Source organism: Bacillus andreraoultii (genome assembly GCF_001244735.1).
Taxonomy (GTDB): Bacteria; Bacillota; Bacilli; order Bacillales; family Caldibacillaceae; genus Caldifermentibacillus; species Caldifermentibacillus andreraoultii.
In genome coordinates, this window is sequence record NZ_LN868936.1 from 206,119 (window position 1) to 233,091 (window position 26,973).

Here is a 26,973-nt window from a genome sequence, read left to right on the forward strand (position 1 = left end):
CCAAAATGTGATAATCAAGAAAATTGATATATCAACGTTTTGAAACATGAAAAGGACCGCCAGAAATCAAAATATGATCTTCTGGACAGCCCCTTCCTTTCTATTCCATTCGATAGAGCATGTTAATCTAGCTGTTGAGCATATAATCCGAGCTTCTTTAGTTTTTCAACAACCATTTCTTTTTCATCTGTGTTTAAGCCAGCCATAATTTTACTCATCGCCTCTTTATGCCGCGGAAAGATATCTTCCATTATTTTCTTCCCTTCGTCAGTAATTGAGGCATGGGTAACACGGCGATCTGTCGGGCATGCTTTTCTAACTAAGTAATTTTTCTCTTCTAACTTATCAACAACATACGTAATACTACTTGAAGCCAATAGAATTTTTTGACCAATTTTTTGTATAGGTTGGTCACCCTTATGAAAAAGCAATTCAAGCACAGCAAATTCAGTTAAATTCAAGCCATAATCTTTTACATTTTTTACGATTTGCTTCTCTATTGCTTCAAGCGCTCTAGATAGTACAATGAATAGTTTTAATGAAACATCTTGGTCTCTTTTCACTTCATTCATTTCCATATCATTCAATCCTTTAAAATTATTATCTCGAATTCGAAATAATTATATGATAATTCAACGCCTATGTCAAGCCATTTGAAATAACACCCTTGTCTATATTGGTTCCCTTCATAATTTGGTATACTAACATAAGACAGAGGTAAAATGAACACTTTTTTGGAAGGAGTTTCTTATGAAATCACTCATTATCGCTGAAAAGCCGAGTGTAGCACGGGAGATTGCACGTGTCCTCGACTTACGCGAAAAGCATAAATCTTATATCGAAGGAAAAAACTACATTATAACATGGGCACTTGGACATCTTGTTGAGCTAAAAATGCCCGAAAACTATGATCCAAAATACAAAACTTGGCGACTTGAAGACTTACCAATTATTCCAACTAAAATGGGTTTAAAAGTCATTCGCCAAACGAGTCATCAATTTAAAGCAATTGAAGGATTGGCTAAACGAAAAGATATCTCAGAGCTGATTATCGCGACAGACGCAGGTCGTGAAGGGGAACTCGTTGCCCGTTGGATTATTGAAAAGATTCACTGGAAAAAACCTATTAAACGACTATGGATTTCTTCCGTGACAGACCGAGCGATTCGTGATGGTTTTAAACAATTAAAACCAGGGAAACAATATGAGAACCTTTACCATTCCGCTGTTTGCCGAGCTGAAGCGGATTGGCTCATTGGTTTAAATGTTTCGCGAGCTTTAACAACGAAATATAAAGACCCGCTTTCCGCAGGCCGTGTACAAACGCCGACTTTATCCTTAATTATTGACCGTGAAAAACAAATTCAAAAATTTGTCCCGAAAAAATATTGGGTCATTCGAGGAAAAGTCCATTCGCTAGATGTAGAATGGGAAAAAAACGGGGAAAAACGAATATTTGATAAAGAAGAAGCGGATAAAGTAATCAACCGGATAAAAGGACAAAAAGCCACCGTCATCCAAGTAATGAAAAAGGAAAAATCAGAACAGCAACCATTACTTTACGACTTAAATGAATTACAACGCGACGCGAATAAACGATACGGGTTTTCTGCCAAAAAAACATTAAATGTGTTGCAAAAATTATATGAAGAACATAAATACGTCACCTACCCACGGACAGACTCTCGTTATTTAACATCGGATATGCAAGGGACTATGTTAGAAAGACTTCAAGGTGTAGCAACTGCATATAAAGATGAAGCTAAACCATTACTAGCAAATAAAGGAAAAGTACTGGCTAAACGAGTTTTTAACAACGATAAAGTCTCTGATCACCACGCTATCATTCCTACTGAAGAACGTGTGCATTTAGGGGACTTGTCTTCCGATGAACGAAAAATTTATGATCTCATCGTTCGCCGCTTCTTAACGATATTTTATCCAATATTTAAATATGAAACCGTTCAAGCGCATTTCGAAGTCAATGGGGAAGTTTTTACGACGAGAGCTAGAAATGTAATCGATTGGGGCTTTAAAAAAGTTCAAGGCCACGATGATGATGTGTTAGAAGTATCTACTCTTGATCAAATTCATAAAGGACAAACATTCTCTATGAAAGATCTTGTTATGGATGAAAAACTAACCGAACCGCCTTTACGTTATTCAGAAGCTGACTTACTTGGCCAAATGGAAAAATATGGGCTAGGTACACCAGCTACAAGGGCAGAAATTATTGAACGGTTAATCGCAACAGAAGTCGTTGAGCGACAAAACGGTCGTTTCTTCTCTACCCAAAAAGGAAAGCAGTTAATGGATTTAGTAAACGATGACTTAAAATCGCCAGAACTTACTGCTAAATGGGAAGAGGAACTTGAATTAATCGCACGTGGAAAAGCAAATCCACAGCAGTTTTTGAAAAAGATTCGCCAGCAAACAGAGGCTCTCGTTCGTGAGATTAAACAAAGTGATAAACAATACCGAACACCAAATTTAACAGGATCAAAATGTCCTGAATGTGGATCATTCTTAAAAGAACGGAATACAAAAAATGGGAAAATTCTTGTCTGTTCAAATTTAGAATGTTCCTATCGTCGCCGGACGGAGCCAAAGCTTTCAAACCGCCGCTGCCCACAATGTCATAAAAAGATGGAGATGCATGAAGGAAAGGCTGGGCTATACTTCCAATGCCGTCATTGTAATATTGTGGAAAAAGCAGAAGGAAAGAAAAAGGCAGTCAATAAACGGGAAGAGCGAAAACTCCTACAAAAGTATACGAAAAAGGAAGAATCTTTCGGAACAAGTCTTGGGGATTTATTAAAGGCAAAGTTAGAAGAGAAAGAGTAAATTCTTCTAAAAACGGATGTCTTCTTATCATTCATCGGAGCAAATAAATACGAAATGGCTGTTCAACTTTTAAAAACCGGGTGTCGTTTTTTACCCCGGTTTTTTGTGATTCCTAGTTATGTTTCCTTCCTCAGTAATTACTGTTCTTTCGTTAAATCAGAAAACTTGGCCTGAACAACTTTTGCTAAATCATTTGGATTAATAATTATTTGCATTCCAATTTTACCAGCACTAACAGCAATTTCTGATAGCTTTTCCGCATGATTATCAATAAAAGTCGGATATGCTTTTTTCATCCCTATTGGCGAGCATCCGCCACGAACATAACCTGTCCATTTTAACAAATCCTTTACATGTAACATTTCTAACTTTTTCTCTCCTGCCACTTTTGCTGCCTTTTTTAAATCTAGTTCTTTTTCAACCGGAATCACAAACACATATAAATTTTCCCCATTGTGGGTAACTAATGTTTTAAAAACAGTCGCTGGTGCCAAATTCACTTTATTCGCAACAGCAACTCCATCAATTTTCCCATCGCTCGCATCATAACTTGATGTTCGAAAATCTATTTTTTCCTTATCAAGGATTCTCATCGCATTTGTTTTACTGCTCATTGAACCTTACTCCTTTTCCCTTTTGACTACAATATCATTCACTACCTAATTGTATTTGCGCCTGTTGATTTTCAAGTATTAACTACCTCGATCAAAAATCACTTAATCGCTCCACGAATATCATAATTTACCACATCAATTTCTAATTCTTCTTCCACTGCTAATTTTGCTAACTGCTGACCAAGAAACGGAGCTGTCGTCAGTCCAGAGGCTCCTAATCCATTGGCGAGATAAAGACCATGATACCTAGGAACTTCCCCAATGACAGGAAGGAAATTTGGGGTGAAAGGACGGAAACCTACACGAATATCGTGAACCTCAGCATCTGATAAACCGGGTGCAACGGCAAATGCCTTTGTGAAAATTTCGTTTAATCCTCCAGCGGTTACACGAAAATCAAAACCCGTATTGTTTTCATGAGTTGCACCGATAACAACCTCGCCATTGTCAAATGATAAAATACTTTGGTCTCCTGGAGGCATAATCACTGGCCACTCTCCTGTGTTTGCATTCTTCAATTTCAAATGCACAATTTGCCCCTTTTGATATGTAAGTAATAATTGAATTCCTAATGGGGCTAATAACTCATCCGCCCATGCCCCTGCTGTTACAATGACACAATCTGCTTCAATTATTTCACCATTTACACGAACACCCCGAATCTCTTTCCCGTCAACAACAATGTCAGCTGAACCGTTTACCATTTTCGCACCATGCTTCCTTGCACCACGTAAAAGTGCATCCCTTAATGCACGTCCATTCACACGGGCAGCTCCACTAATGAAAACTGAATGATACCCTTCCTCCAATAATGGAAACAGCTTTTTTGACTCCTCAATGGAAAGGATGGAAATTTCGCCTATTTCCGGAGCCTCCTCCCGCCGTTGTTTCGCAATTTCCTCCAACTTTTTTAATTTCTCTATATCTTTGTGAATACGAATTGCACCAACTTGTTTATACCCTGTTTCTTCTTCACCGTCTACTTCAAGCTGCCTAATTAATTGGGGAAAATATCCAGCCCCTTTTTTAGCAAGTGTATACCAAGCTTTGTTTCTTCTTTGTGATAGCCAGGGGCAAATCATACCAGCTGCTGCATCCGTCGCCTGTCCTTTATCTTTACGATCAATCATTGTTACTTGTTCGACACCCATTTTTGCTAAATGATAGGCCGTAGAAGCCCCTAAAATTCCTCCGCCAACAATAATATACCGCTTCATTTTAACTTCCTTTCCTTTTAGTTACTCATCCCTTCCTGTGAATTAGGCCAACTGAGGACCTTTACGAAGGGGATCTAGATTCTTCAAGTGGGATGATTACTTCCCGTTATGTATAAATGAAACCTTTCTCACAATGATGAAAGTACGAAACTTCCTTTCTAATTACTATTTTAACCTAATTTTTTACATTAAGCCTGGAATCGCGAACTAGAATTTCCTTTTATCAACTAATAACATAATTATAATAGGTTCGAAATTACTATTTGTTAAAATAATATTTGTTTTTTGGAAAAATTAATATTATCATATAATATATCTCGTTACCTTTTTACTAATGGGGATTGGTACTTATATACTATGAGGTTAGAGGTGTTCTCTGTGAAAAATTTATTTAATTTTAAAACTATTAAACAAAAAATTGTCTTTAGTTTTTCTTTAGTCATTTTATCAATTGGTATACTCGTCTCATATAACTTATTTTCCTTTTACCATACAAATAAGAAAACGGATGAGATTGTAAATAAAGAGTTACAGCTTATTCTCGCCAATAATAAATTAGCCTTTAATGTTTCAGAAAGATTAGCCTTAACAAGGGGCTATATTTTATATGGTGATATTAAATATCGAAGGCAGTTCAATGAATACACTGGGGAAAGTAAGAAAATCCAAGAACAAATTTTAAAAATGGATTCTTCAACTGAAGTGAAGGACCTCTTTGCGAAAGAAGAACAATGGGTAAATATGATTATTAATGAAGTATATGCGGAACTATCAAAAGGGAATGATGAACTCGCGATTAAAAGATTAAATGAGAAGGTTGAGCCTTTATCGGATGACCTAATCTCTTCATTTACAAATCTATCAACGAACCGGGAAAAGCAAATTAATCAAACAGGAGACGAAATCATTTCAGCTGGGAATACAGGTAGTACATTTAGTATTATTATTTCATTTTTCGTCATATTCCTTAGTCTTTTTGTTGCCGCTTGGACTGTTCGTTCAATCTCTAATCCGATAAGAGCCGTTATGAAGCGAATGAATATGATTGCAGAAGGGAATTTAAGTGGAAAACCTCTAGAAACGAATTTAAGGGATGAAGCAGGTCAGCTCATTCAAGCAACGAATAAGATGAATCTTCAAATGCGGGAATTGCTTACGAGTATAAAGTCTGTTTCAGACACGGTAGCACACCAAAGTGAAGAGTTAACCCATTCTGCTCATGAAGTAAAAATGGGTGCGGAACAAACAGCCATCACAATGCAAAACTTAGCGAGCGGAGCGGAACAACAAGCACAGCGAGCAAGTCATTTATCTACTATCATGAAATCTTTCCACGAAAAAGTTGAAGCAACAAATGAACATGGAACGAATGTAGAACAATCATCAAAACGGGTAGTAGATATGTCTTTAGATGGGCGCGAATTAATGACTTCCTCTTCAGATCAAATGGAAAAGATTGATTCGATTGTTAAAAATACTGTCCAAAAGGTGCAAGGTCTTGATCACGATTCGCAAAAAATTTCTAAATTAATTTCTGTGATTAAAGATATTGCTAATCAAACAAATCTATTAGCATTAAATGCCGCCATTGAAGCAGCAAAAGCAGGAGAACATGGTCGAGGATTTGCTGTCGTTGCGGATGAAGTAAGGAAATTAGCTGAACAAGTTGCATTTTCGATAAAAGATATAACAGAAATTGTACATCATATTCAAGTGGAAATTAGTGAAGTCACGAATGCACTTGAACAAGGATATAAAGAAGTTGAACACGGCACAGCTCAAATTCAAATGACAGAAGAGAAGTTTAACGACATTAATCATGCCATTAACGAAATGGTAAATAATATTAACCATATAACAGAAAACTTAGCTACTATTGCTTCCAATAGTAAAGAAATGAACCAATCGATAGAAGAAATAAATGCCATTACACAGGAAGCAGCTTCAGGCGTTGAACAAACGTCCGCTTCGTCACAGCAAACGAGTAGTTCAATGGAAATTATTACAGAAAGCTCAAATCATTTAGCACATCTGGCGGATGAGATGAATAGTTTGATTGGTACATTTAAGCTATAAAGTTTAAATGTAGGTTCCCCTCCTGTGGGTGCGAATTTACAGTAAAATAAAGCAATTTAGTACAGAGATTAGCGAATAAGGTTTGATGGGAATTTATAGTGTAAAAGGAGAGGAACTCTTTGTTCTTCTCCTTTTACCATTGTACTTTTTCTTTTTTTCTGAAAGTAATTGGTGACGTCTGCTTCTTTCAAATTGTTTTAGGACGAGTCCACAAATTTCAGTTCATAGACACGATGTCGAGTCTAGGAAAAAAATTCGTGGAATATTCGATGTATAGGGAAATAGAAATTGGAAGAATTATACTTTCCTATTAGCTAAAAAAATCACCTCCAACAGAGTGGAGATGATAACAAAAAGGGAATTTTTAGGGGGATAGCTCTCCCCCTTGGATGAGAATTTACAAACTCAAGGATAAAGATAACTTTCAACAGTTCATTGTCCATTATATTGAGCAAATAGCTTAAGACTTATACAAATTGCTCTTCTTCAGTAGAACCTTTTAAAGCCGTAGTAGAGCTTTGACCACCTGAAACAATTGTTGCTACTTCATCAAAGTAACCAGTTCCTACTTCACGTTGATGACGAGTTGCTGTATAGCCTTTTGCTTCGCTAGCAAATTCAGCTTGTTGGAATTCACTATAGGCAGCCATACCACGCTCACGATAATCATAAGCTAATTCAAACATACTGTGATTCAAAGTATGGAAACCAGCCAATGTTACGAATTGATATTTATAACCCATTTTCGCAATTTCTTTCTGGAATTCTTCAGTTGTCTTATCATCTAATTTTGCTTTCCAGTTAAATGACGGTGAGCAGTTATATGCCAACATCTTATCTGGGTATTGTTCATGGATTGCATCTGCAAAACGTTTTGCCTCTTCTAAGTTTGGCTCGGAAGTTTCACACCAAATTAAATCTGCGTATGGTGCATAAGCTAGACCTCTAGCAATGGCTTGCTCGATACCATCGTTTACATAATAGAATCCTTCTGGTGAACGCTCACCTGTTAAGAATTGGTGATCATATGGATCTACATCACTTTGTAATAGTTGTGCAGCGTTTGCATCTGTACGCGCAATAAGTACAGTTGGAACATTTAATACGTCTGCTGCAAGACGAGCAGCAATTAAATTACGGATGGCATGTTGCGTTGGTAGCAATACTTTACCACCTAAGTGACCACATTTTTTCTCTGAAGATAATTGGTCTTCAAAGTGTACACCAGCGGCACCAGCTTCAATCATACCTTTCATTAACTCATATACGTTTAATGCACCACCGAATCCTGCTTCTGCATCAGCAACAATTGGAACCATCCAATTCGTATCATCGCGACCTTCAATGCTATCAATCTCTGAAGCACGTTGTAGAGCTTGGTTAATCCGTTTTACAACTGCTGGAACACTGTTTGCTGGATATAAACTTTGGTCTGGATACATTTGTCCAGCTAAGTTTGCATCAGCAGCTACTTGCCAACCACTTAAGTAGATTGCTTTTAAACCTGCTTTTACTTGTTGAACTGCTTGGTTACCCGTAAGTGCACCAAGAGAATGGATGTAATCTTCTTCATTTAATTGTTTCCAAAGAAGTTCTGACCCTCTTTTTGCTAACGTATGTTCAACTAATACTTGCCCGCGAAGGCGAACGACTTCTTCAGCTGTATATGGACGTTTAATTCCTTTAAATCTTTCTGAATTCCACATTTCTTTTAATTGTTGAATTTGTTCTGCTTTGTTCATTGTGATTTTCCTCCCAAGTCATTTTAATTATATGAATTTTTAAAAAATATAACTTATATATGCATCTTAAAAACTATTAACCTACTACTCATTAATCTAGTTTCTCATAGCCAGGAATTGTCAAAAATTCGATAAACTCTTCTTGCTCGATTAACTGTCTAAATAGTTTTGTAGCCTCGTCAAAGCGACCTTTTTCAAACCGTTCAACGCCTACTTCAACCTTTATTTTTTCAAGTTCCTCATCAATGAGCTGATTCACTAGCTCGTGAGTTACTTTTCTTCCATCATTAAGAATCCCTTTATCATGGCGAATCCATTGCCATACTTGGGCACGGGAAATTTCAGCAGTCGCTGCGTCTTCCATCAAGTTATATAGAGGGACAGCTCCACGACCAATTAACCATGCTTCAATGTATTGGATTCCAACACTAATATTCGTACGAAGTCCCCCCTCTGTAATTTCTCCTTGAGGTACTTCTACTAATTGCTCAGCTGTAACGTGGACATCATCCCGTTTCCGATGAATTTGGTTCGGTCCAGGCATGAACTTATCGAACACTTCCTTACATACAGATACTAGACCTGGATGTGCGACCCAACTACCATCGAACCCATCTTTAACATCTCTTTCTTTATCCTTCTTTACCTTTTCAAACGCAATCGCATTAGCCGCCTCATCGTTTTTTACAGGAATTTGTGCCGCCATACCACCGATAGCAGGCGCATTCCGTTTATGACAAGTTTTAGCTACATACAGTGTATAGGCCCGCATAAATGGGACTTCCATCGTAACTTGTGAGCGGTCAGGTAAAATAAATTCTTCATGCTTTCTAAACTTTTTAATTGTACTAAAAATATAATCCCAACGACCGCAGTTCAAGCCTGCACTATGGTCCTTTAATTCATATAGAATTTCATCTGCTTCAAAAGCAGCTGTAATCGTCTCAATAAGGACCGTGGCCTTAATCGAACCTTGAGGAATGCCAAGTTCGTCTTGTGCAAAAACAAAGACTTCATTCCACAAACGTGCTTCTTTCGCATTTTCAAGCTTTGGTAAGTAGAAATATGGACCAGAACCACGTGCAAGTAATTCTTTTGCATTATGATAGAAAAAGAGTCCGAAATCAAATAGACTCGCTGAGATTGGTTCTCCTTCTACTAAAAAGTGCTTTTCTACCATATGCCATCCCCGTGGTCTAACGATTAACGTTGCAATCTCATCATTTAATTTGTACTCTTTTCCATTTGGAGCAGTAAAATGTAATGTTCTCCTAATTGCCTCACGTAAGTTCACTTGCCCCTGAATGGTATTTTCAAATGTCGGCGAGTTCGCATCTTCAAAGTCAGCCATAAATACTTTTGCACCCGAGTTAAAAGCATTAATAACCATTTTAGGGTCACCAGAAGGACCTGTAATTTCAACTCTTCTATCTTGAAGATCTTTCGGAATTGGGGCGATTGTCCAGTCCCCTTCCCGAATCGACTTCGTTTCTTCTAAAAATGTTGGCTTCTTCCCTCGGTCAAATTCCTGTTGTAATGTCTCACGTAGTTTTAATAAAGACTTTCTTTTTTCTTCAAAATTGTCGTGAAGCTTTTCTAAAAATACCGCTGCTTCTTCTGTAATGATTGCAGATTTTTCATATTGCAATCTCTCTTGCGTCCTTTCCATGTTTACACCCCTTTTTCACATCAGAATACTTGGTTAGATTATTGTGTTATACAAAAGGTGCGAATTCGCTAAAGAAATATTACCACTGTTATAATACAATTAAACTATAATTCTGTTATACTACAAACAAAATATTATTTCAACTATAAATTTAATGTAAAGTTAAAAACTTTTGTCTATTGCGAAAAGTAGGTTGTTAGTCAATTAATCCTGTACCATTACAGCGTCTGCATTCAACAATACCCGAATCATGGCAGTGGTCACAATGAGCGTGATTCGATTTCATCTCCAAATGGCAAGTACAAGGCATTTCTCCGTTTCCTTCACAAGTTCTACAATTCATATTCCATTCTCCCTTCAAATTTTTACTTTGTATTACTACAGTTAATTTAATTAATAATTATTATATAACAGATAAATAAAAACGCAACCCCTTTTTTGAAAATTTTTTTAAATTTTACTTTTCTATCTCGCACCGCATAAATGAGCATATTTTCACAGTTTTCATCACTGGCATATATTTTGTGTTTCCATGGAAAATTATTTAAAATAATTTAATGTGCACAACTGAACATATTGATTAAAATGATACATTTATATATTTTTATAGGAATGGAAGTGAGATCGGTGGAAATTTTGAACCCAGCTATTCAATTTGAACATGTTCACTATAATATCGATGGTTTACATATTTTAAAGGATATTAACGGGGCTATTCCGGAAAGCAAAATTACTACGTTAGTGGGCCCTTCAGGTTCAGGAAAAACAACATTATTCCGTCTATGTAATGGGCTCGAATCACCTAGCTCAGGGGAAATTATAATTAATAAAAAGAATATTAACGAGTATGACCCTGTTACATTGAGGAGGAAAGTTGGCCTTGCCCTTCAACATGCCCCGATGGTTAATGGTACAGTTATGGATAATTTAAACCTTCCTCTTCATCTCCAAGGAAAGCAGTTGAGGAAAGATGAGGCTGTAAAAATGTTGGATCTTGTTGGCTTAGATAAACAGTTTCTCACCCATCAAGCTAGCGACTTATCTGGAGGACAGCGACAAAAAGTCTCGATTGCACGGACACTAGTGAATAGACCAGACATTTTACTTCTTGATGAAATTACTTCTGCTCTCGATCGTATCTCTCAACAAGAGATTGAGCAATTAATTATGAATATAAATAAACAATTCGGAACAACAATCATTTGGATTACCCATAATCTAGAGCAGGCAATTCATGTTGGTGACTATGCTTGGGTTATGATGGATGGTCAAGTAGTTGATGCAGGAGATATTTCTATTCTTGTATCTCCAAATAATCAGCAAGTAAAGCAATTTGTAAAGGGGGAACAAGATTGAATTACTTAACTCTGTCATTGTCATTAATTTTCGTCCTTATCCCGCTTCTATTATCAAAAACATTACATTTAGATTTAGAGAAAGATACGGTTATCGCAACGGTCCGTTCAATCATTCAACTTTTAATTGTCGGTTACATATTACAAACTGTATTTACTTCAGAAAGCTACCTTTATATTGCTTTGATGGTCCTTTTAATGATTGGTGCAGCTACTTTAAATGCGCGAAAAAAAGGGTCTTCCATAACAGGTATAACAAAAAAGTTAGTTTTTACTTTTATTTGTGTTGAAGTATTAACTCAAGCAATCTTACTCGGATTCCATATTACTCCGGCAACCGCACAATACATTATTCCAATTAGCGGGATGATGATTGGTAACTCAATGGTCTTATCTATTTTATTTCTTAATCGCTTTACTGCAGAGGTTCATGCCTTTGAAAATGAAATTGAATTAATCTTATCTCTTGGCGGAACACCGAAACAGGCCATCCATAAACAATTAATTTCTGCAATAAAAGCAAGTACAATTCCCACTATAGAAAGTCAAAAAACAATGGGATTAGTACAGTTACCTGGTATGATGAGTGGACAAATTATTGCTGGAGCTGACCCTGTTCAAGCCGTTCAATTTCAATTATTAATATTATTTCTACTTCTAACAACAGCTGTATTAACAAGTGTTCTGTTAGGGTTTCTATCTTATCCAACACTGTTTAATAAACAAATGCAACGTGTTAAGAAATAAAAAAAAGGGGAAACGGGCGTCTTGAAGGGTTATAGACGCCCAAATTGCGATGAAAAAAAAATAAAATGGTCATCTAGAAGAGTTATAGACGACTGTTTTGCATTGAAATTCGTGGAAACGATCGTCTTGAAGGGTTATAGATGCCCCCTTTGATAAAAATACCGAAAAGAAAGAGCGGTTTTCGCCTTTGAATTAATGCTACCGCAGCCTCCCTAGCTTATGCGTATAGGAAAGTAGAAATTGGAAGATTTATACTTTCCCATTAGCCAAAAAACATACTAACATTAGTAGCACAGACCAAGGCCATGGTTTGTGCTACTATTTGTTTATAGTAGAAGTGAAGGAAGGTCGAACAGCCCCTGGGACCAATAGAGAGTCCGTATCAAAAACAGACCTACTTCACAACCTTATTTGAATCAGTTTAGTATGTTGGGTCCTAGAAGAAAATGGAATCGATAAGGCACTGTGAAGGCTTCTATGGATGGCTAAAAAGGAGAAGAAAATATGAAACATGTTGTAGCTTTTGATGTAAGTATGGGGAAAAGTGTGATGACGGTATATGACCGTTATAAACGATGTGAGTATGAAGGTGAGATTGAACATACACGTTCTAGCTTTCAATTGCTTCATGAGCGATTACAACAATTAAAGATTCTTGATGGACAAGCACCTGAAATTGTCTTTGAAGCGACAGGCGTTTATTCAAAAGGATTGGAGAAGTTTTTATGCGACCATGGGTATAGGTATAGCCGGATGAATCCATTAGAGGCAAACCTTCAAATGGCTTCCATGCGTCGGCATAAAACAGATAAGAGTGATGCACATGAGCTGGCGAAAACTCATTTTAAAATGGAACGGGACTATACATACCAACAGGATGAATACGATGAGCAGATTCGTGCGTTAACGCGATATTATGATGAGGTCGATACAAAAATCAATCATTTATGGAATCGGATGCATGCCATTTTACAACTCAGTTTCCCAGAGTTAGAGCAGATTATTACACCACGTTCTGCATTGTTTTTAAACATCGTGCAGCTTTATCCTCATCCGACGGTACTAATAGCGCATTCTAAAACGGTGATTCGCAACCGACTAAAAGACAATACACGAAAAAATCTTTCGTTAAAGCGTGCAGAAGAAAAAGCGATTATTTTATTAGAAGTTGCCAAAGAATCTTATCCAGCTATTTCCTCAACGGATGTTAGGTGTGAACAAGTAAAGGATTACGCAAAACGCATTTAAAAGAAAAGGAACAGCTAGTTAAACAAATGGTTGAACTTTCGAAAGACCGTTCCGAATTTCAAGTGCTTATTTCGTTTCCTGGGATTGGGGAGACTACAGCTGTGCGCATTATTGGGGAATTAGGCGATATTTGCCGTTTTAAAAACCATAAACAATTAAACGCCTATGTGGGAATTGATATAATGCGCTATCAATCGGGCAATACACATTATCAAGATCGCATTAACAAGCGTGGAAATAAGAAATTACGGAAAATTTTATTTTATATGATGAAAACGATGATTACCTTACGCAAAAAAACAAGTAATCACTTAGTCGATTATTATGACAAATTAAAAACGCAACCCCAGAGAAAGCCTCATAAGGTTGCCATTATCGCGTGTATGAATAAGTTTTTGAAACTAATCTTTCACCTTATTCAACACAATGTACCATACGATTACGACACAGCTATCTCCTGTGCGTAAATGGTTGATTTAAATATATCATAGATGACCTCGAAAAAAGTAAAATTCGTAAGGTCTATTTGTCGTTGCAAATTTTTATGTATGGGAGGGGTACCCCCTCCCATACATAAAAATTATTCCTTTGTACAAAAATATTTTAAAAACTACTTGACTGGAGGTAAGAAAGGGGCTGCCCAGAAAGTTGTATTTTTGATTTCCGGATGCCCCTTTTCATATTTTAAAACCTTGATATATCAACATTCTTGATTATCACATTTTTTTAGGATATCCACTTTTCGGACAGCCCTTTTTCCTCTACCCCATAAACAATTGACGTGTTTTGTGAACATGAAGACAATATCAATATGACAAATAAAAATAATAAAATCTTCCTCATAATACATACCCACTTTTATAATTATGTAAAACTATTTTAATTTTCCTAATTATACNGATGTAAGTATGGGGAAAAGTGTGATGACGGTATATGACCGTTATAAACGATGTGAGTATGAAGGTGAGATTGAACATACACGTTCTAGCTTTCAATTGCTTCATGAGCGATTACAACAATTAAAGATTCTTGATGGACAAGCACCTGAAATTGTCTTTGAAGCGACAGGCGTTTATTCAAAAGGATTGGAGAAGTTTTTATGCGACCATGGGTATAGGTATAGCCGGATGAATCCATTAGAGGCAAACCTTCAAATGGCTTCCATGCGTCGGCATAAAACAGATAAGAGTGATGCACATGAGCTGGCGAAAACTCATTTTAAAATGGAACGGGACTATACATACCAACAGGATGAATACGATGAGCAGATTCGTGCGTTAACGCGATATTATGATGAGGTCGATACAGAAATCAATCATTTATGGAATCGGATGCATGCCATTTTACAACTCAGTTTCCCAGAGTTAGAGCAGATTATTACACCACGTTCTGCATTGTTTTTAAACATCGTGCAGCTTTATCCTCATCCGACGGTACTAATAGCGCATTCTAAAACGGTGATTCGCAACCGACTAAAAGACAATACACGAAAAAATCTTTCGTTAAAGCGTGCAGAAGAAAAAGCGATTATTTTATTAGAAGTTGCCAAAGAATCTTATCCAGCTATTTCCTCAACGGATGTTAGGTGTGAACAAGTAAAGGATTACGCAAAACGCATTTAAAAGAAAAGGAACAGCTAGTTAAACAAATGGTTGAACTTTCGAAAGACCGTTCCGAATTTCAAGTGCTTATTTCGTTTCCTGGGATTGGGGAGACTACAGCTGTGCGCATTATTGGGGAATTAGGCGATATTTGCCGTTTTAAAAACCATAAACAATTAAACGCCTATGTGGGAATTGATATAATGCGCTATCAATCGGGCAATACACATTATCAAGATCGCATTAACAAGCGTGGAAATAAGAAATTACGGAAAATTTTATTTTATATGATGAAAACGATGATTACCTTACGCAAAAAAACAAGTAATCACTTAGTCGATTATTATGACAAATTAAAAACGCAACCCCAGAGAAAGCCTCATAAGGTTGCCATTATCGCGTGTATGAATAAGTTTTTGAAACTAATCTTTCACCTTATTCAACACAATGTACCATACGATTACGACACAGCTATCTCCTGTGCGTAAATGGTNGCAACGGTCCGTTCAATCATTCAACTTTTAATTGTCGGTTACATATTACAAACTGTATTTACTTCAGAAAGCTACCTTTATATTGCTTTGATGGTCCTTTTAATGATTGGTGCAGCTACTTTAAATGCGCGAAAAAAAGGGTCTTCCATAACAGGTATAACAAAAAAGTTAGTTTTTACTTTTATTTGTGTTGAAGTATTAACTCAAGCAATCTTACTCGGATTCCATATTACTCCGGCAACCGCACAATACATTATTCCAATTAGCGGGATGATGATTGGTAACTCAATGGTCTTATCTATTTTATTTCTTAATCGCTTTACTGCAGAGGTTCATGCCTTTGAAAATGAAATTGAATTAATCTTATCTCTTGGCGGAACACCGAAACAGGCCATCCATAAACAATTAATTTCTGCAATAAAAGCAAGTACAATTCCCACTATAGAAAGTCAAAAAACAATGGGATTAGTACAGTTACCTGGTATGATGAGTGGACAAATTATTGCTGGAGCTGACCCTGTTCAAGCCGTTCAATTTCAATTATTAATATTATTTCTACTTCTAACAACAGCTGTATTAACAAGTGTTCTGTTAGGGTTTCTATCTTATCCAACACTGTTTAATAAACAAATGCAACGTGTTAAGAAATAAAAAAAAGGGGAAACGGGCGTCTTGAAGGGTTATAGACGCCCAAATTGCGATGAAAAAAAAATAAAATGGTCATCTAGAAGAGTTATAGACGACTGTTTTGCATTGAAATTCGTGGAAACGATCGTCTTGAAGGGTTATAGATGCCCCCTTTGATAAAAATACCGAAAAGAAAGAGCGGTTTTCGCCTTTGAATTAATGCTACCGCAGCCTCCCTAGCTTATGCGTATAGGAAAGTAGAAATTGGAAGATTTATACTTTCCCATTAGCCAAAAAACATACTAACATTAGTAGCACAGACCAAGGCCATGGTTTGTGCTACTATTTGTTTATAGTAGAAGTGAAGGAAGGTCGAACAGCCCCTGGGACCAATAGAGAGTCCGTATCAAAAACAGACCTACTTCACAACCTTATTTGAATCAGTTTAGTATGTTGGGTCCTAGAAGAAAATGGAATCGATAAGGCACTGTGAAGGCTTCTATGGATGGCTAAAAAGGAGAAGAAAATATGAAACATGTTGTAGCTTTTGATGTAAGTATGGGGAAAAGTGTGATGACGGTATATGACCGTTATAAACGATGTGAGTATGAAGGTGAGATTGAACATACACGTTCTAGCTTTCAATTGCTTCATGAGCGATTACAACAATTAAAGATTCTTGATGGACAAGCACCTGAAATTGTCTTTGAAGCGACAGGCGTTTATTCAAAAGGATTGGAGAAGTTTTTATGCGACCATGGGTATAGGTATAGCCGGATGAATCCATTAGAGGCAAACCTTCAAATGGCTTCCATGCGTCGGCATAAAACAGATAAGAGTGATGCACATGAGCTGGCGAAAACTCATTTTAAAATGGAACGGGACTATACATACCAACAGGATGAATACGATGAGCAGATTCGTGCGTTAACGCGATATTATGATGAGGTCGATACAGAAATCAATCATTTATGGAATCGGATGCATGCCATTTTACAACTCAGTTTCCCAGAGTTAGAGCAGATTATTACACCACGTTCTGCATTGTTTTTAAACATCGTGCAGCTTTATCCTCATCCGACGGTACTAATAGCGCATTCTAAAACGGTGATTCGCAACCGACTAAAAGACAATACACGAAAAAATCTTTCGTTAAAGCGTGCAGAAGAAAAAGCGATTATTTTATTAGAAGTTGCCAAAGAATCTTATCCAGCTATTTCCTCAACGGATGTTAGGTGTGAACAAGTAAAGGATTACGCAAAACGCATTTAAAAGAAAAGGAACAGCTAGTTAAACAAATGGTTGAACTTTCGAAAGACCGTTCCGAATTTCAAGTGCTTATTTCGTTTCCTGGGATTGGGGAGACTACAGCTGTGCGCATTATTGGGGAATTAGGCGATATTTGCCGTTTTAAAAACCATAAACAATTAAACGCCTATGTGGGAATTGATATAATGCGCTATCAATCGGGCAATACACATTATCAAGATCGCATTAACAAGCGTGGAAATAAGAAATTACGGAAAATTTTATTTTATATGATGAAAACGATGATTACCTTACGCAAAAAAACAAGTAATCACTTAGTCGATTATTATGACAAATTAAAAACGCAACCCCAGAGAAAGCCTCATAAGGTTGCCATTATCGCGTGTATGAATAAGTTTTTGAAACTAATCTTTCACCTTATTCAACACAATGTACCATACGATTACGACACAGCTATCTCCTGTGCGTAAATGGTTGATTTAAATATATCATAGATGACCTCGAAAAAAGTAAAATTCGTAAGGTCTATTTGTCGTTGCAAATTTTTATGTATGGGAGGGGTACCCCCTCCCATACATAAAAATTATTCCTTTGTACAAAAATATTTTAAAAACTACTTGACTGGAGGTAAGAAAGGGGCTGCCCAGAAAGTTGTATTTTTGATTTCCGGATGCCCCTTTTCATATTTTAAAACCTTGATATATCAACATTCTTGATTATCACATTTTTTTAGGATATCCACTTTTCGGACAGCCCTTTTTCCTCTACCCCATAAACAATTGACGTGTTTTGTGAACATGAAGACAATATCAATATGACAAATAAAAATAATAAAATCTTCCTCATAATACATACCCACTTTTATAATTATGTAAAACTATTTTAATTTTCCTAATTATACATTGTGCTCATATTAATTATAACTTTACAATAGGGAGTAAAATTTGTGCAACAAAATAAAAATTATTTTTTTTGTAAGGATTTCCATATCCTTTCATTCAGGTCATTCCTCAACTATTTATTAACCTAGTAAGGCGGTAGTTCTGGAATAATGATTGATAATAAACACTTCGGGTAAACGGGCGTCTTGAAGAGTTTTTTCAAACAATCGTTTGTTTGAATTCGACTAAATCCTTTATATATCAAGCTTTTTTAGAAAATCGTACCGCAAATTTCGACAATTAGACAAATTCCTCCTCCTTCTATTTCTCTTCAAAAAATCGACCGTATCCGACAGAAAGTCCGACAATTATTTAAAACAATCGTTTGTTTGAATATCGAAATTTGCTTGTCATATCCATACTTTCTTATTTTTCTCCCCGCAAAACTCGACAAAATCCTATTTTTCAATAAAGAAAACTCAGGGGGCGCTAGAGCCTCTAGGAAACCAAAGAGCCTAGAGTTCTCTCGATGAGAAGGAGAGTTTTTCGGCTTTAATATAATGCTGCGAAAAGCACCTAAACATCATATCGCACGTGTAGTAGACGAAATGGTTGAAGCTATTCCGAATAAAAACTTGTATTCTCACTATAAAGATGGTGGACGAAGCTCATTTCACCCCAAAATGATGCTTAAAAGTATTTTGTTTGGTTACTCCCAAAAAGTGTACTCCCACCGTAGGATCGAAAAGTTAATTTTTAAGAAAATTCCCGCCATGTGGTTATCAGCAATGCAACAGCCAGATTTCCGCACGATTAATGAGTTTCGCGGAGAACGAATGAAGGGGTTAATGGATGAATGATTTGAAGCCATGATTCTGAAATTAATAAAAGAAAAATACATCACGATGGAAAACTACTTCTTGGATGGTACAAAAATAAAAGCTGATGCTAATCGGTATTCTTTCGTATGGAAAAAGCAACGTCTAAATTCGAAGAAAGATTGAAGAAAAAAATTCAAGAAACACTTCAACATATTCATGAATTAACACAGGTAGAATTTGGAACAAAGCAAACAGTTACAGAGAATGATGAAGAAGAAATCAACGAACAGGAACTAGAAGATAATGTGGAGACTTTAACGGAGGAAATAGAGAAAGAATCTGATACAGTGATTCGAAAAGAGATCTGCCAAAAGCGCAGTAAATTCAAGAAATCTTTGAAACTAATTCGTGAAGATTTTCACCAAGATTAGCTAAATATAAGGTACAATAAAAAGAAAAAAGGAAGTAGAGAAAAACGAGTCGTCCTTCTCTACTTCCTTTTTTGGAACTTATCCGACAGTCCCTTTTAATATTAATCATTCTTTTTTTTACCTCAGCGTTGTACTTTATTAGGTATTTAATTCCAAAAAACACGCCTAACGTAATTGAGAATAATAGGACTATCCCGAATATTTTCATAATAGTTGTGAGTTCCATAGATTCACCCCACCCCTCATGTAAAAACAAAAATCGTGTTGTGTTTTGAATCAAGATTTTATTAATTCCATGATACAGTTAATTTCCCCTTACTATTTATAGTCGTCTTTAGCCATGCTGTATGCTGTACCTGAATAAATAGTACCAACCCATCCTGTATCAAAGAATTGCGCATACACTGAACCTCTTATCTCTGCAGGATAAGTACTTGTTGATTTTGAACGATTAATAACTAACTTTTCTTTACTGAACTTGGTAAATAATGCATGATAACTTAAATCACGACCGTTAGAAATTTTCCACTGGCTACCACTTTTTGATACGTCAAAACGGTATTCCATTGATGCAATAATACCACCTTTATAATAGGCTCTCCAAGTTCCAGTTGAAGCTTTGTAAGTTTTACTACCCGCTGTAGTTTGGAATTCGCTTTCTTTACTTGGTTCGAAACTTAATCCTACAACTACCTCAATACCATTTTCATCAATTATTGTTTCTTCAATAGTGAATGCCTTGCTAAAGTCCATTGAATTTAAGTCTAAGTCATTTAATTCTGCCTTAATAGGATGCCCAATAGAAATTTCTTTTTCTCCTGTGTCTGTAATTTCAGGAACTTTGGTATTAGATGCAAAAGGATAGTTGTAATGATAAGTGTTACGATTGTAGTAAATGTAAGTTTTTTTCTCTCTTTTTTTACCCCCCCGATTTTTTAGAATACTCATACAATTATATTATCATATAACCAAAATTAGTAAAGTAATATATTGAATATTTTTTAAAATCTATTGTACTTGTTTTCAATTCAGGTGTCCAAAGGATTAAGGGGGCTTAAAAGGTAGATGACCATTTTGCTGGAAAAGTTGGATTTACCGATGTTTTGAAGAGCAATTGACGACCTTTTTGATAAAAAGTATGGGGATTTGGGCTTCTAATGTGGCATGGTCACACGAAGATACCACAGATTTTACTGATACGTGCTTATAGAACCTTTCTATGAACCTAAAATTCTGAAGTTTACGTGAAAACGGGCGCATAGAACCTTCCTATAAGACCAAAATCCTGGAGTTTACGCGAAAACGGGCGCATACAACCTTCCTATAAGCCCAAAATTCTGGAGTTTACGCGAAAACGGGCGCATACAACCTTCCTATAAGCCCAAAATTCTGAAGTTTACGCGAAAACGGNAGAAATCAACGAACAGGAACTAGAAGATAATGTGGAGACTTTAACGGAGGAAATAGAGAAAGAATCTGATACAGTGATTCGAAAAGAGATCTGCCAAAAGCGCAGTAAATTCAAGAAATCTTTGAAACTAATTCGTGAAGATTTTCACCAAGATTAGCTAAATATAAGGTACAATAAAAAGAAAAAAGGAAGTAGAGAAAAACGAGTCGTCCTTCTCTACTTCCTTTTTTGGAACTTATCCGACAGTCCCTTTTAATATTAATCATTCTTTTTTTTACCTCAGCGTTGTACTTTATTAGGTATTTAATTCCAAAAAACACGCCTAACGTAATTGAGAATAATAGGACTATCCCGAATATTTTCATAATAGTTGTGAGTTCCATAGATTCACCCCACCCCTCATGTAAAAACAAAAATCGTGTTGTGTTTTGAATCAAGATTTTATTAATTCCATGATACAGTTAATTTCCCCTTACTATTTATAGTCGTCTTTAGCCATGCTGTATGCTGTACCTGAATAAATAGTACCAACCCATCCTGTATCAAAGAATTGCGCATACACTGAACCTCTTATCTCTGCAGGATAAGTACTTGTTGATTTTGAACGATTAATAACTAACTTTTCTTTACTGAACTTGGTAAATAATGCATGATAACTTAAATCACGACCGTTAGAAATTTTCCACTGGCTACCACTTTTTGATACGTCAAAACGGTATTCCATTGATGCAATAATACCACCTTTATAATAGGCTCTCCAAGTTCCAGTTGAAGCTTTGTAAGTTTTACTACCCGCTGTAGTTTGGAATTCGCTTTCTTTACTTGGTTCGAAACTTAATCCTACAACTACCTCAATACCATTTTCATCAATTATTGTTTCTTCAATAGTGAATGCCTTGCTAAAGTCCATTGAATTTAAGTCTAAGTCATTTAATTCTGCCTTAATAGGATGCCCAATAGAAATTTCTTTTTCTCCTGTGTCTGTAATTTCAGGAACTTTGGTATTAGATGCAAAAGGATAGTTGTAATGATAAGTGTTACGATTGTAGTAAATGTAAGTTTTTTTCTCTCTTTTTTTACCCCCCCCGATTTTTTAGAATACTCATACAATTATATTATCATATAACCAAAATTAGTAAAGTAATATATTGAATATTTTTTAAAATCTATTGTACTTGTTTTCAATTCAGGTGTCCAAAGGATTAAGGGGGCTTAAAAGGTAGATGACCATTTTGCTGGAAAAGTTGGATTTACCGATGTTTTGAAGAGCAATTGACGACCTTTTTGATAAAAAGTATGGGGATTTGGGCTTCTAATGTGGCATGGTCACACGAAGATACCACAGATTTTACTGATACGTGCTTATAGAACCTTTCTATGAACCTAAAATTCTGAAGTTTACGTGAAAACGGGCGCATAGAACCTTCCTATAAGACCAAAATCCTGGAGTTTACGCGAAAACGGGCGCATACAACCTTCCTATAAGCCCAAAATTCTGGAGTTTACGCGAAAACGGGCGCATACAACCTTCCTATAAGCCCAAAATTCTGAAGTTTACGCGAAAACGGGATCATAGAATCTCCCTATAAGACCAAAACCTTGAAGTTTACGCGAAAACGGGCGCATACAACCTTTCTATAAGCCCAAAATCCTTGAGTTTACGCGAAAACGGGATCATAGAATCTCCCTATAAGACCAAAACCTTGAAGTTTACGCGAAAATGGGCGCATACAACCTTCCTATAAGCCCAAAATTCTGAAGTTTACGCGAAAACGGGCGCATAGAACCTTCCTATGAACCTAAAATTCTGAGGTTTACGCGAAAACGGGTGCATAGAACCTTCCTATGAACCTAAAATTCTGAGGTTTACGCGAAAACGGGTGCATAGAACCTTTCTTTGAACCTAAAAGGTGCATAGAACCTTTCTTTGAACCTAAAATTCTGAGGTTTACACGAAAACGGGATCATACAACCTTTCGATGATCCCGAATTTCCCGAAGTCTGCTAAAAACCGCTCACAAAGAAAACTCAAGGGTGCTTGAGTCCCCAGGAAAAAGCAGAGCCGGAGTTCACAGAAATGGCTTTTTTCGGCTGCGATGCAATGCTGCTAGAGGCTCCCACGCTTATGCGTATAGGAAAGTAAAAAATTGGAAACTTTACACTCCCCTATTAGCAAAAAAAAGAAGACAACTGTCTCCCTTTCGTACGATAAATGATTATATATTAAAACCTAGAATAAGCTCCGTTGTTACACTTCTTTTCAATCTTTACCACCTATTGCCTATTAATCAACCGAAGACTATTTAACGTAACAATTAAAGTAGCACCCATATCAGCAAAAATGGCAAGCCATAGCGTCAACCATCCTGGAAAAGCAAGGAGTAGTGCCACTAGCTTAACAACTAGAGAAAAGGTAATGTTTTGTTTAATAATTTTCAATGTTTTTCTGCTCAACTTTATTGTATATGGCAACTTTGAAAGGTCATCTGACATGAGAGCAATATCCGCTGTTTCTAAAGCGGTATCTGTCCCCGCACCACCCATTGCAATTCCAATATTAGCTGCAGCTAGTGCCGGTGCGTCATTGACACCATCACCAACCATTGCAACATGGCCATGATTATTCCGTAATTGGCGAATATACGTTAATTTATCTTCCGGAAGTAACTCAGCTTTCACTTCCGATACGCCAATTACGCTCCCGATTGCTTTTGCAGTTGCACGATTATCTCCTGTTAGCATAATTATATTGTTAATGCCTAATTTATTTAACTCTCTTATTAAGGATTGTGAGGTTTTTCTAATTTCATCGCTAACGGCAAATATGGCAAGCAGTTCCTTTTCACTCCCAAGCAACATAACCGTTTTACCTTCATTCTGTAATGATTCTATTATCTGTTCTACTTCTATTGCGATTTCACTTATTTTTTCAAATAATTTTGGACTTCCAACATAATACAGCTGTCCATGAACCTCTCCTTTTACACCAAATCCGGTAATCGATTGAAAGTTATTTACTTGGATTTTTTTATAAGAGACCCCTTCTTCTTTTACCTTTTTTACAAATGCAAAAGCTAAAGGATGACTCGATTGATCTTCAATTGCTGCTGTAATCTCAAGTAGGTTCTCCTGGTTTTTCACAAGAGGAATAAAGTCTGTCACGGTTGGAGTCCCTTTTGTTAAAGTTCCCGTTTTATCAAAGGCAATCGACTTTATGTGTGCCGCTTCTTCTAGATAAATCCCACCTTTTATTAAAACACCGTGTTTAGCCGCGTTACCAATCGCTGTCACAATTGCAACAGGGGTTGATACGACTAATGCACAAGGGCAGCCTACTACAAGTACTGCTAAGCCTTGATAAATCCACCTCCCCCAGTCTGCAGAGAAAAATAGAGGTGGAACAACCGCTAATAAAAATGCAATGATGATAATCACTGGCGTATAATATTGAGCAAAACGATCAACAAAGGCTTGTGCGGGTGCTTTTTCTCCTTGCGCTTCTTCTACTAAATGAATGATTTTTGCCAATGTTGTATCGTCTACAAGTTTTGTCACTTTAACTTCTAATAAACCTTCTTCGTTTAATGTGCCCGCAAAGACTTCATCACCGATCCCCTTTGCAACAGGTAACGATTCGCCAGTTATCGCAGCTTGATTAATCGTTGATGTTCCACGTAAAACAATGCCGTCCATCGCGAGCTTTTCTCCAGGTTTGACAATCATGACATCGCCAATTTGGATTTCGTCTACAGGAATAACCATTTCTTGATTGTGACGTCTAATTAAAGCTTCTTTAGGTGAAAGAGACATTAAAGATTTTATAGAGTTTCTTGCTTGATCCATTGAATAGCGTTCTAATGCTTCACTAATGGCAAATAAAATGACAACGGTTGCCCCTTCTCCCCATTCTCCAATAATTGCTGCACCAATAATTGCAATCGTCATAAGCGTATTCATGTCAAACTGGAACCGAGCTAAATTTTTTAATCCACTGATAAATAACGAATGTCCACCAATAAGAATGGTTAATGCATATCCGATTGTTGGTATATAGCTTTCATTGCCTAACTTTTTCCCTATAAGCCAGCTTACAATTAAAATTAGAGCCGATAGATAAACTTTTACATTTTCCCTTGCCTTCCAAAACGGTCTTTGGTCTACTGTTTGTTCTCGTTCATCGCGAAGCTTCAAATTTTCAAAAGCCCCTGCTCGCTCTAGCTCATTTACAGTTGTTGTTCCTAATACCGTAATTTTTGCCGCTCCAAAATTGACTTTCGCATCGACTACACCGTCTAAACCTTTCACATTATTTTCAAAGGTCTTTGCACAATTTGCACATGAAAGACCCTCAATACGATACGTTTTGGCTTTCTCACTCATGTGTATACACCTCATTTATAATAAGGCAACTTACTTCCCGAGCCCTTTTTACTACAATAAGTTCGAATATTAGTTCTAGGTACTCTTTCAATCCGATCTCCATGAATCGAAGTCTTATCCTCTTTGAATCGTTTTAGTCGACATTTCTGGATTTTTCCAAAATAGACAAAGTACAATTCCTATGACTAACACGAGCACTGAAAAATAGTAAGGATAATTTAAGTTCACATCAAATAACCTTCCACCAATTATTGGTCCAAATATATTACCGATACTCGTAAATGTCGAATTCATCCCACCAATGAACCCTTGCTCACTTCCCGCGACTTTTGATAAGTACGTTGTTATGGCAGGGCGAATTAAATCAAAACCAGCAAACACAATAAATGTTGTTAGAAGGATTGTAAAATAATGATTAACAATGGTCATGACAAATACAACGATTGCTGAAAAGATCAAACACCAACGCACTAAACTAATTTCACCTATTTTTTTCGCTAAATAATCAAATAAAAACAATTGGACAACTGCACCGACAATTCCCCCACCCGTAATCATAATGGCAATATCTTTCGGGGAAAAACCAAACTTATGGTCAATAAACAAACTAAAAAGTGACTCAAATGCGGAAAGACCGAAAGAAGAAATAAATATTAATAATAGTGCGATAAAATAGATTGGTTTAAATATAATTTTATACCTTCCTCGAAAATCTACATTACCTATAACACTCGTTTCCTCGGATCTCTCTGGTTCTTTCAATAGGAACAATGATAAAATTGCCGCGAGCATACCGAGAATACTAGCAACATAAAAGGGTAACCGGGTTCCAATCTCAGCTAAAAATCCTCCAAATCCAGGTCCGATAATAAAACCTGTATTAATTGCCGCTGACATATACCCGAGAGCTTTTGACCGTTCTTGAACGGTTGTTATATCAGCTATAAACGCTGTAACAGCCGGCATAATAAAGGCACCACTTAAACCACCAAGCATTCGTGATATAAATAGGACTTCTACACTTTTTCCTATACCGAATAAAAATTCAGATAGACCAAAAATAACCAATCCAATAATAATCATTCGTTTTCGTCCATATTTATCAGCCCATCTCCCAGCAATTGGAGATGCAATGAGTTGTACAAGTGCAAAGACGGCTACCATATAGCCGACAATCGTGCCATCAATTGCTAACTCATTCATAATTGTTGGCAAGACTGGTATAACTAAACCAATTCCTAAAAAAGCAAGAAAAAGGTTTGCGAGTAAAATACTTAATGTTAGTTTCTTTTCTTTATGCATAACTTTTCTCCTTGACAAAGATGTGATTCTTCTCATCATTCAATAATTACATATTACTATATTAATCGATATAAGGATTTTTATAAAACTTTTACAATCAAACTTTCTGAAAACCTATTTAAGTTTTTTATAACAAAGCACCTCTTTGATCTTAAAAGTGAAATTCGAATTCGCTAATATGAATAACACAACGGAATAGCTTCGTATGAGTGGGCTTGTCCGTTTTTTGTTGTTAGTTTTTTAG

At 36.5% G+C, this 26,973-nt stretch carries 18 protein-coding genes and 4 pseudogenes; 10 read left to right on the forward strand and 12 right to left on the reverse strand.

The window, feature by feature from the left end:
• Positions 1 to 122: 122 nt before the first annotated feature.
• Positions 123 to 578: a MarR family winged helix-turn-helix transcriptional regulator gene (locus BN2144_RS04090; RefSeq protein WP_407638001.1), complete on the reverse strand. Its 456-nt coding sequence runs from the start codon at positions 576 to 578 to the stop codon at positions 123 to 125.
• Positions 579 to 750: 172 nt separating this feature from the next.
• Between BN2144_RS04090 and BN2144_RS04095 the strand changes: the two genes are divergently transcribed.
• On the forward strand, positions 751 to 2,844 hold the full coding sequence (locus BN2144_RS04095) for a DNA topoisomerase III (RefSeq protein ID WP_033827051.1): 2,094 nt from the start codon (positions 751 to 753) through the stop codon (positions 2,842 to 2,844).
• A 137-nt stretch (positions 2,845 to 2,981) separates the two neighbouring features.
• Here BN2144_RS04095 and ybaK read toward each other — a convergent pair whose 3' ends face one another.
• Positions 2,982 to 3,458, reverse strand: coding sequence for a Cys-tRNA(Pro) deacylase (ybaK, locus tag BN2144_RS04100; RefSeq protein ID WP_033827052.1), 477 nt, complete (start codon positions 3,456 to 3,458; stop codon positions 2,982 to 2,984).
• Positions 3,459 to 3,556: 98 nt separating this feature from the next.
• Complete coding sequence (locus tag BN2144_RS04105; protein ID WP_033827053.1) at positions 3,557 to 4,675, reverse strand: NAD(P)/FAD-dependent oxidoreductase; 1,119 nt, start codon at positions 4,673 to 4,675, stop codon at positions 3,557 to 3,559.
• A 741-nt stretch (positions 4,676 to 5,416) separates the two neighbouring features.
• On the opposite strand from BN2144_RS04105, the gene BN2144_RS04110 reads away from it, so the two are divergent.
• The gene (locus BN2144_RS04110; RefSeq protein WP_407638007.1) at positions 5,417 to 6,751 is read left to right on the forward strand and encodes a methyl-accepting chemotaxis protein; all 1,335 of its coding nucleotides are present in this window, start codon (positions 5,417 to 5,419) and stop codon (positions 6,749 to 6,751) included.
• Between the two features lie 467 nt (positions 6,752 to 7,218).
• Here BN2144_RS04110 and aceA read toward each other — a convergent pair whose 3' ends face one another.
• From aceA to BN2144_RS19830, 3 genes are all read right to left on the reverse strand, one after another.
• Positions 7,219 to 8,493 carry an isocitrate lyase gene (gene aceA / locus BN2144_RS04115; protein WP_033827055.1) on the reverse strand — a complete coding sequence of 425 codons (1,275 nt, stop codon included), beginning with the start codon at positions 8,491 to 8,493 and terminating at the stop codon, positions 7,219 to 7,221.
• 91 nt (positions 8,494 to 8,584) lie between these two features.
• On the reverse strand, positions 8,585 to 10,162 hold the full coding sequence (gene aceB, locus BN2144_RS04120; protein ID WP_042337579.1) for a malate synthase A: 1,578 nt from the start codon (positions 10,160 to 10,162) through the stop codon (positions 8,585 to 8,587).
• Positions 10,163 to 10,358: 196 nt separating this feature from the next.
• On the reverse strand, positions 10,359 to 10,505 hold the full coding sequence (locus BN2144_RS19830; protein ID WP_154665488.1) for a hypothetical protein: 147 nt from the start codon (positions 10,503 to 10,505) through the stop codon (positions 10,359 to 10,361).
• 269 nt (positions 10,506 to 10,774) lie between these two features.
• On the opposite strand from BN2144_RS19830, the gene BN2144_RS04125 reads away from it, so the two are divergent.
• The 3 genes and pseudogenes from BN2144_RS04125 (at position 10,775) to BN2144_RS04135 (ending at position 13,979) form a co-directional block, all read left to right on the forward strand.
• Positions 10,775 to 11,518, forward strand: coding sequence for an ABC transporter ATP-binding protein (locus tag BN2144_RS04125; protein ID WP_033827137.1), 744 nt, complete (start codon positions 10,775 to 10,777; stop codon positions 11,516 to 11,518).
• The gene (locus BN2144_RS04130) at positions 11,515 to 12,264 is read left to right on the forward strand and encodes an ABC transporter permease (RefSeq protein ID WP_033827056.1); all 750 of its coding nucleotides are present in this window, start codon (positions 11,515 to 11,517) and stop codon (positions 12,262 to 12,264) included. Before BN2144_RS04125 ends, BN2144_RS04130 begins: the two co-directional genes overlap by 4 nt.
• Before the next feature lie 504 nt (positions 12,265 to 12,768).
• Positions 12,769 to 13,979: pseudogene (locus tag BN2144_RS04135) on the forward strand (IS110 family RNA-guided transposase).
• Between the two features lie 259 nt (positions 13,980 to 14,238).
• On the opposite strand, the gene BN2144_RS20860 reads toward BN2144_RS04135, so the two are convergent.
• The gene (locus tag BN2144_RS20860) at positions 14,239 to 14,355 is read right to left on the reverse strand and encodes a lipoprotein (RefSeq protein ID WP_187366965.1); all 117 of its coding nucleotides are present in this window, start codon (positions 14,353 to 14,355) and stop codon (positions 14,239 to 14,241) included.
• Between the two features lie 65 nt (positions 14,356 to 14,420).
• Here BN2144_RS20860 and BN2144_RS19040 point away from each other — a divergent pair.
• The 3 pseudogenes from BN2144_RS19040 to BN2144_RS04160 all read left to right on the forward strand — a co-directional run bounded on the left by BN2144_RS19040 (position 14,421) and on the right by BN2144_RS04160 (position 17,973).
• Positions 14,421 to 15,601: pseudogene (locus BN2144_RS19040) on the forward strand (IS110 family RNA-guided transposase).
• A 6-nt stretch (positions 15,602 to 15,607) separates the two neighbouring features.
• A pseudogene (locus BN2144_RS04155) lies at positions 15,608 to 16,258 on the forward strand (ABC transporter permease); the annotation flags it as partial.
• Positions 16,259 to 16,762: 504 nt separating this feature from the next.
• Positions 16,763 to 17,973, forward strand: a pseudogene (locus tag BN2144_RS04160) (IS110 family RNA-guided transposase).
• A gap of 259 nt (positions 17,974 to 18,232) precedes the next feature.
• On the opposite strand, the gene BN2144_RS20865 reads toward BN2144_RS04160, so the two are convergent.
• Positions 18,233 to 18,349, reverse strand: coding sequence for a lipoprotein (locus BN2144_RS20865; RefSeq protein WP_187366965.1), 117 nt, complete (start codon positions 18,347 to 18,349; stop codon positions 18,233 to 18,235).
• 595 nt (positions 18,350 to 18,944) lie between these two features.
• Between BN2144_RS20865 and BN2144_RS04170 the strand changes: the two genes are divergently transcribed.
• Both BN2144_RS04170 and BN2144_RS04175 read left to right on the forward strand, forming a co-directional pair.
• The gene (locus BN2144_RS04170) at positions 18,945 to 19,244 is read left to right on the forward strand and encodes a transposase (protein ID WP_050632200.1); all 300 of its coding nucleotides are present in this window, start codon (positions 18,945 to 18,947) and stop codon (positions 19,242 to 19,244) included.
• A gap of 107 nt (positions 19,245 to 19,351) precedes the next feature.
• Entirely contained in the window at positions 19,352 to 19,636 is a 285-nt protein-coding gene (locus BN2144_RS04175; RefSeq protein ID WP_050632201.1) for a hypothetical protein, read from the forward strand.
• Positions 19,637 to 19,954: 318 nt separating this feature from the next.
• On the opposite strand, the gene BN2144_RS04180 is transcribed toward BN2144_RS04175, so the two are convergent.
• From BN2144_RS04180 to norA, 4 genes are all read right to left on the reverse strand, one after another.
• Positions 19,955 to 20,584: a DUF5626 family protein gene (locus BN2144_RS04180; RefSeq protein WP_033827058.1), complete on the reverse strand. Its 630-nt coding sequence runs from the start codon at positions 20,582 to 20,584 to the stop codon at positions 19,955 to 19,957.
• 938 nt (positions 20,585 to 21,522) lie between these two features.
• Positions 21,523 to 21,957: a DUF5626 family protein gene (locus BN2144_RS04190; protein WP_033827060.1), complete on the reverse strand. Its 435-nt coding sequence runs from the start codon at positions 21,955 to 21,957 to the stop codon at positions 21,523 to 21,525.
• 1,364 nt (positions 21,958 to 23,321) lie between these two features.
• The gene (locus BN2144_RS04195; protein WP_033827061.1) at positions 23,322 to 25,427 is read right to left on the reverse strand and encodes a heavy metal translocating P-type ATPase; all 2,106 of its coding nucleotides are present in this window, start codon (positions 25,425 to 25,427) and stop codon (positions 23,322 to 23,324) included.
• Positions 25,428 to 25,541: 114 nt separating this feature from the next.
• Entirely contained in the window at positions 25,542 to 26,729 is a 1,188-nt protein-coding gene (gene norA / locus BN2144_RS04200) for a multidrug efflux MFS transporter NorA (protein ID WP_033827062.1), read from the reverse strand.
• Positions 26,730 to 26,973: the final 244 nt, after the last annotated feature.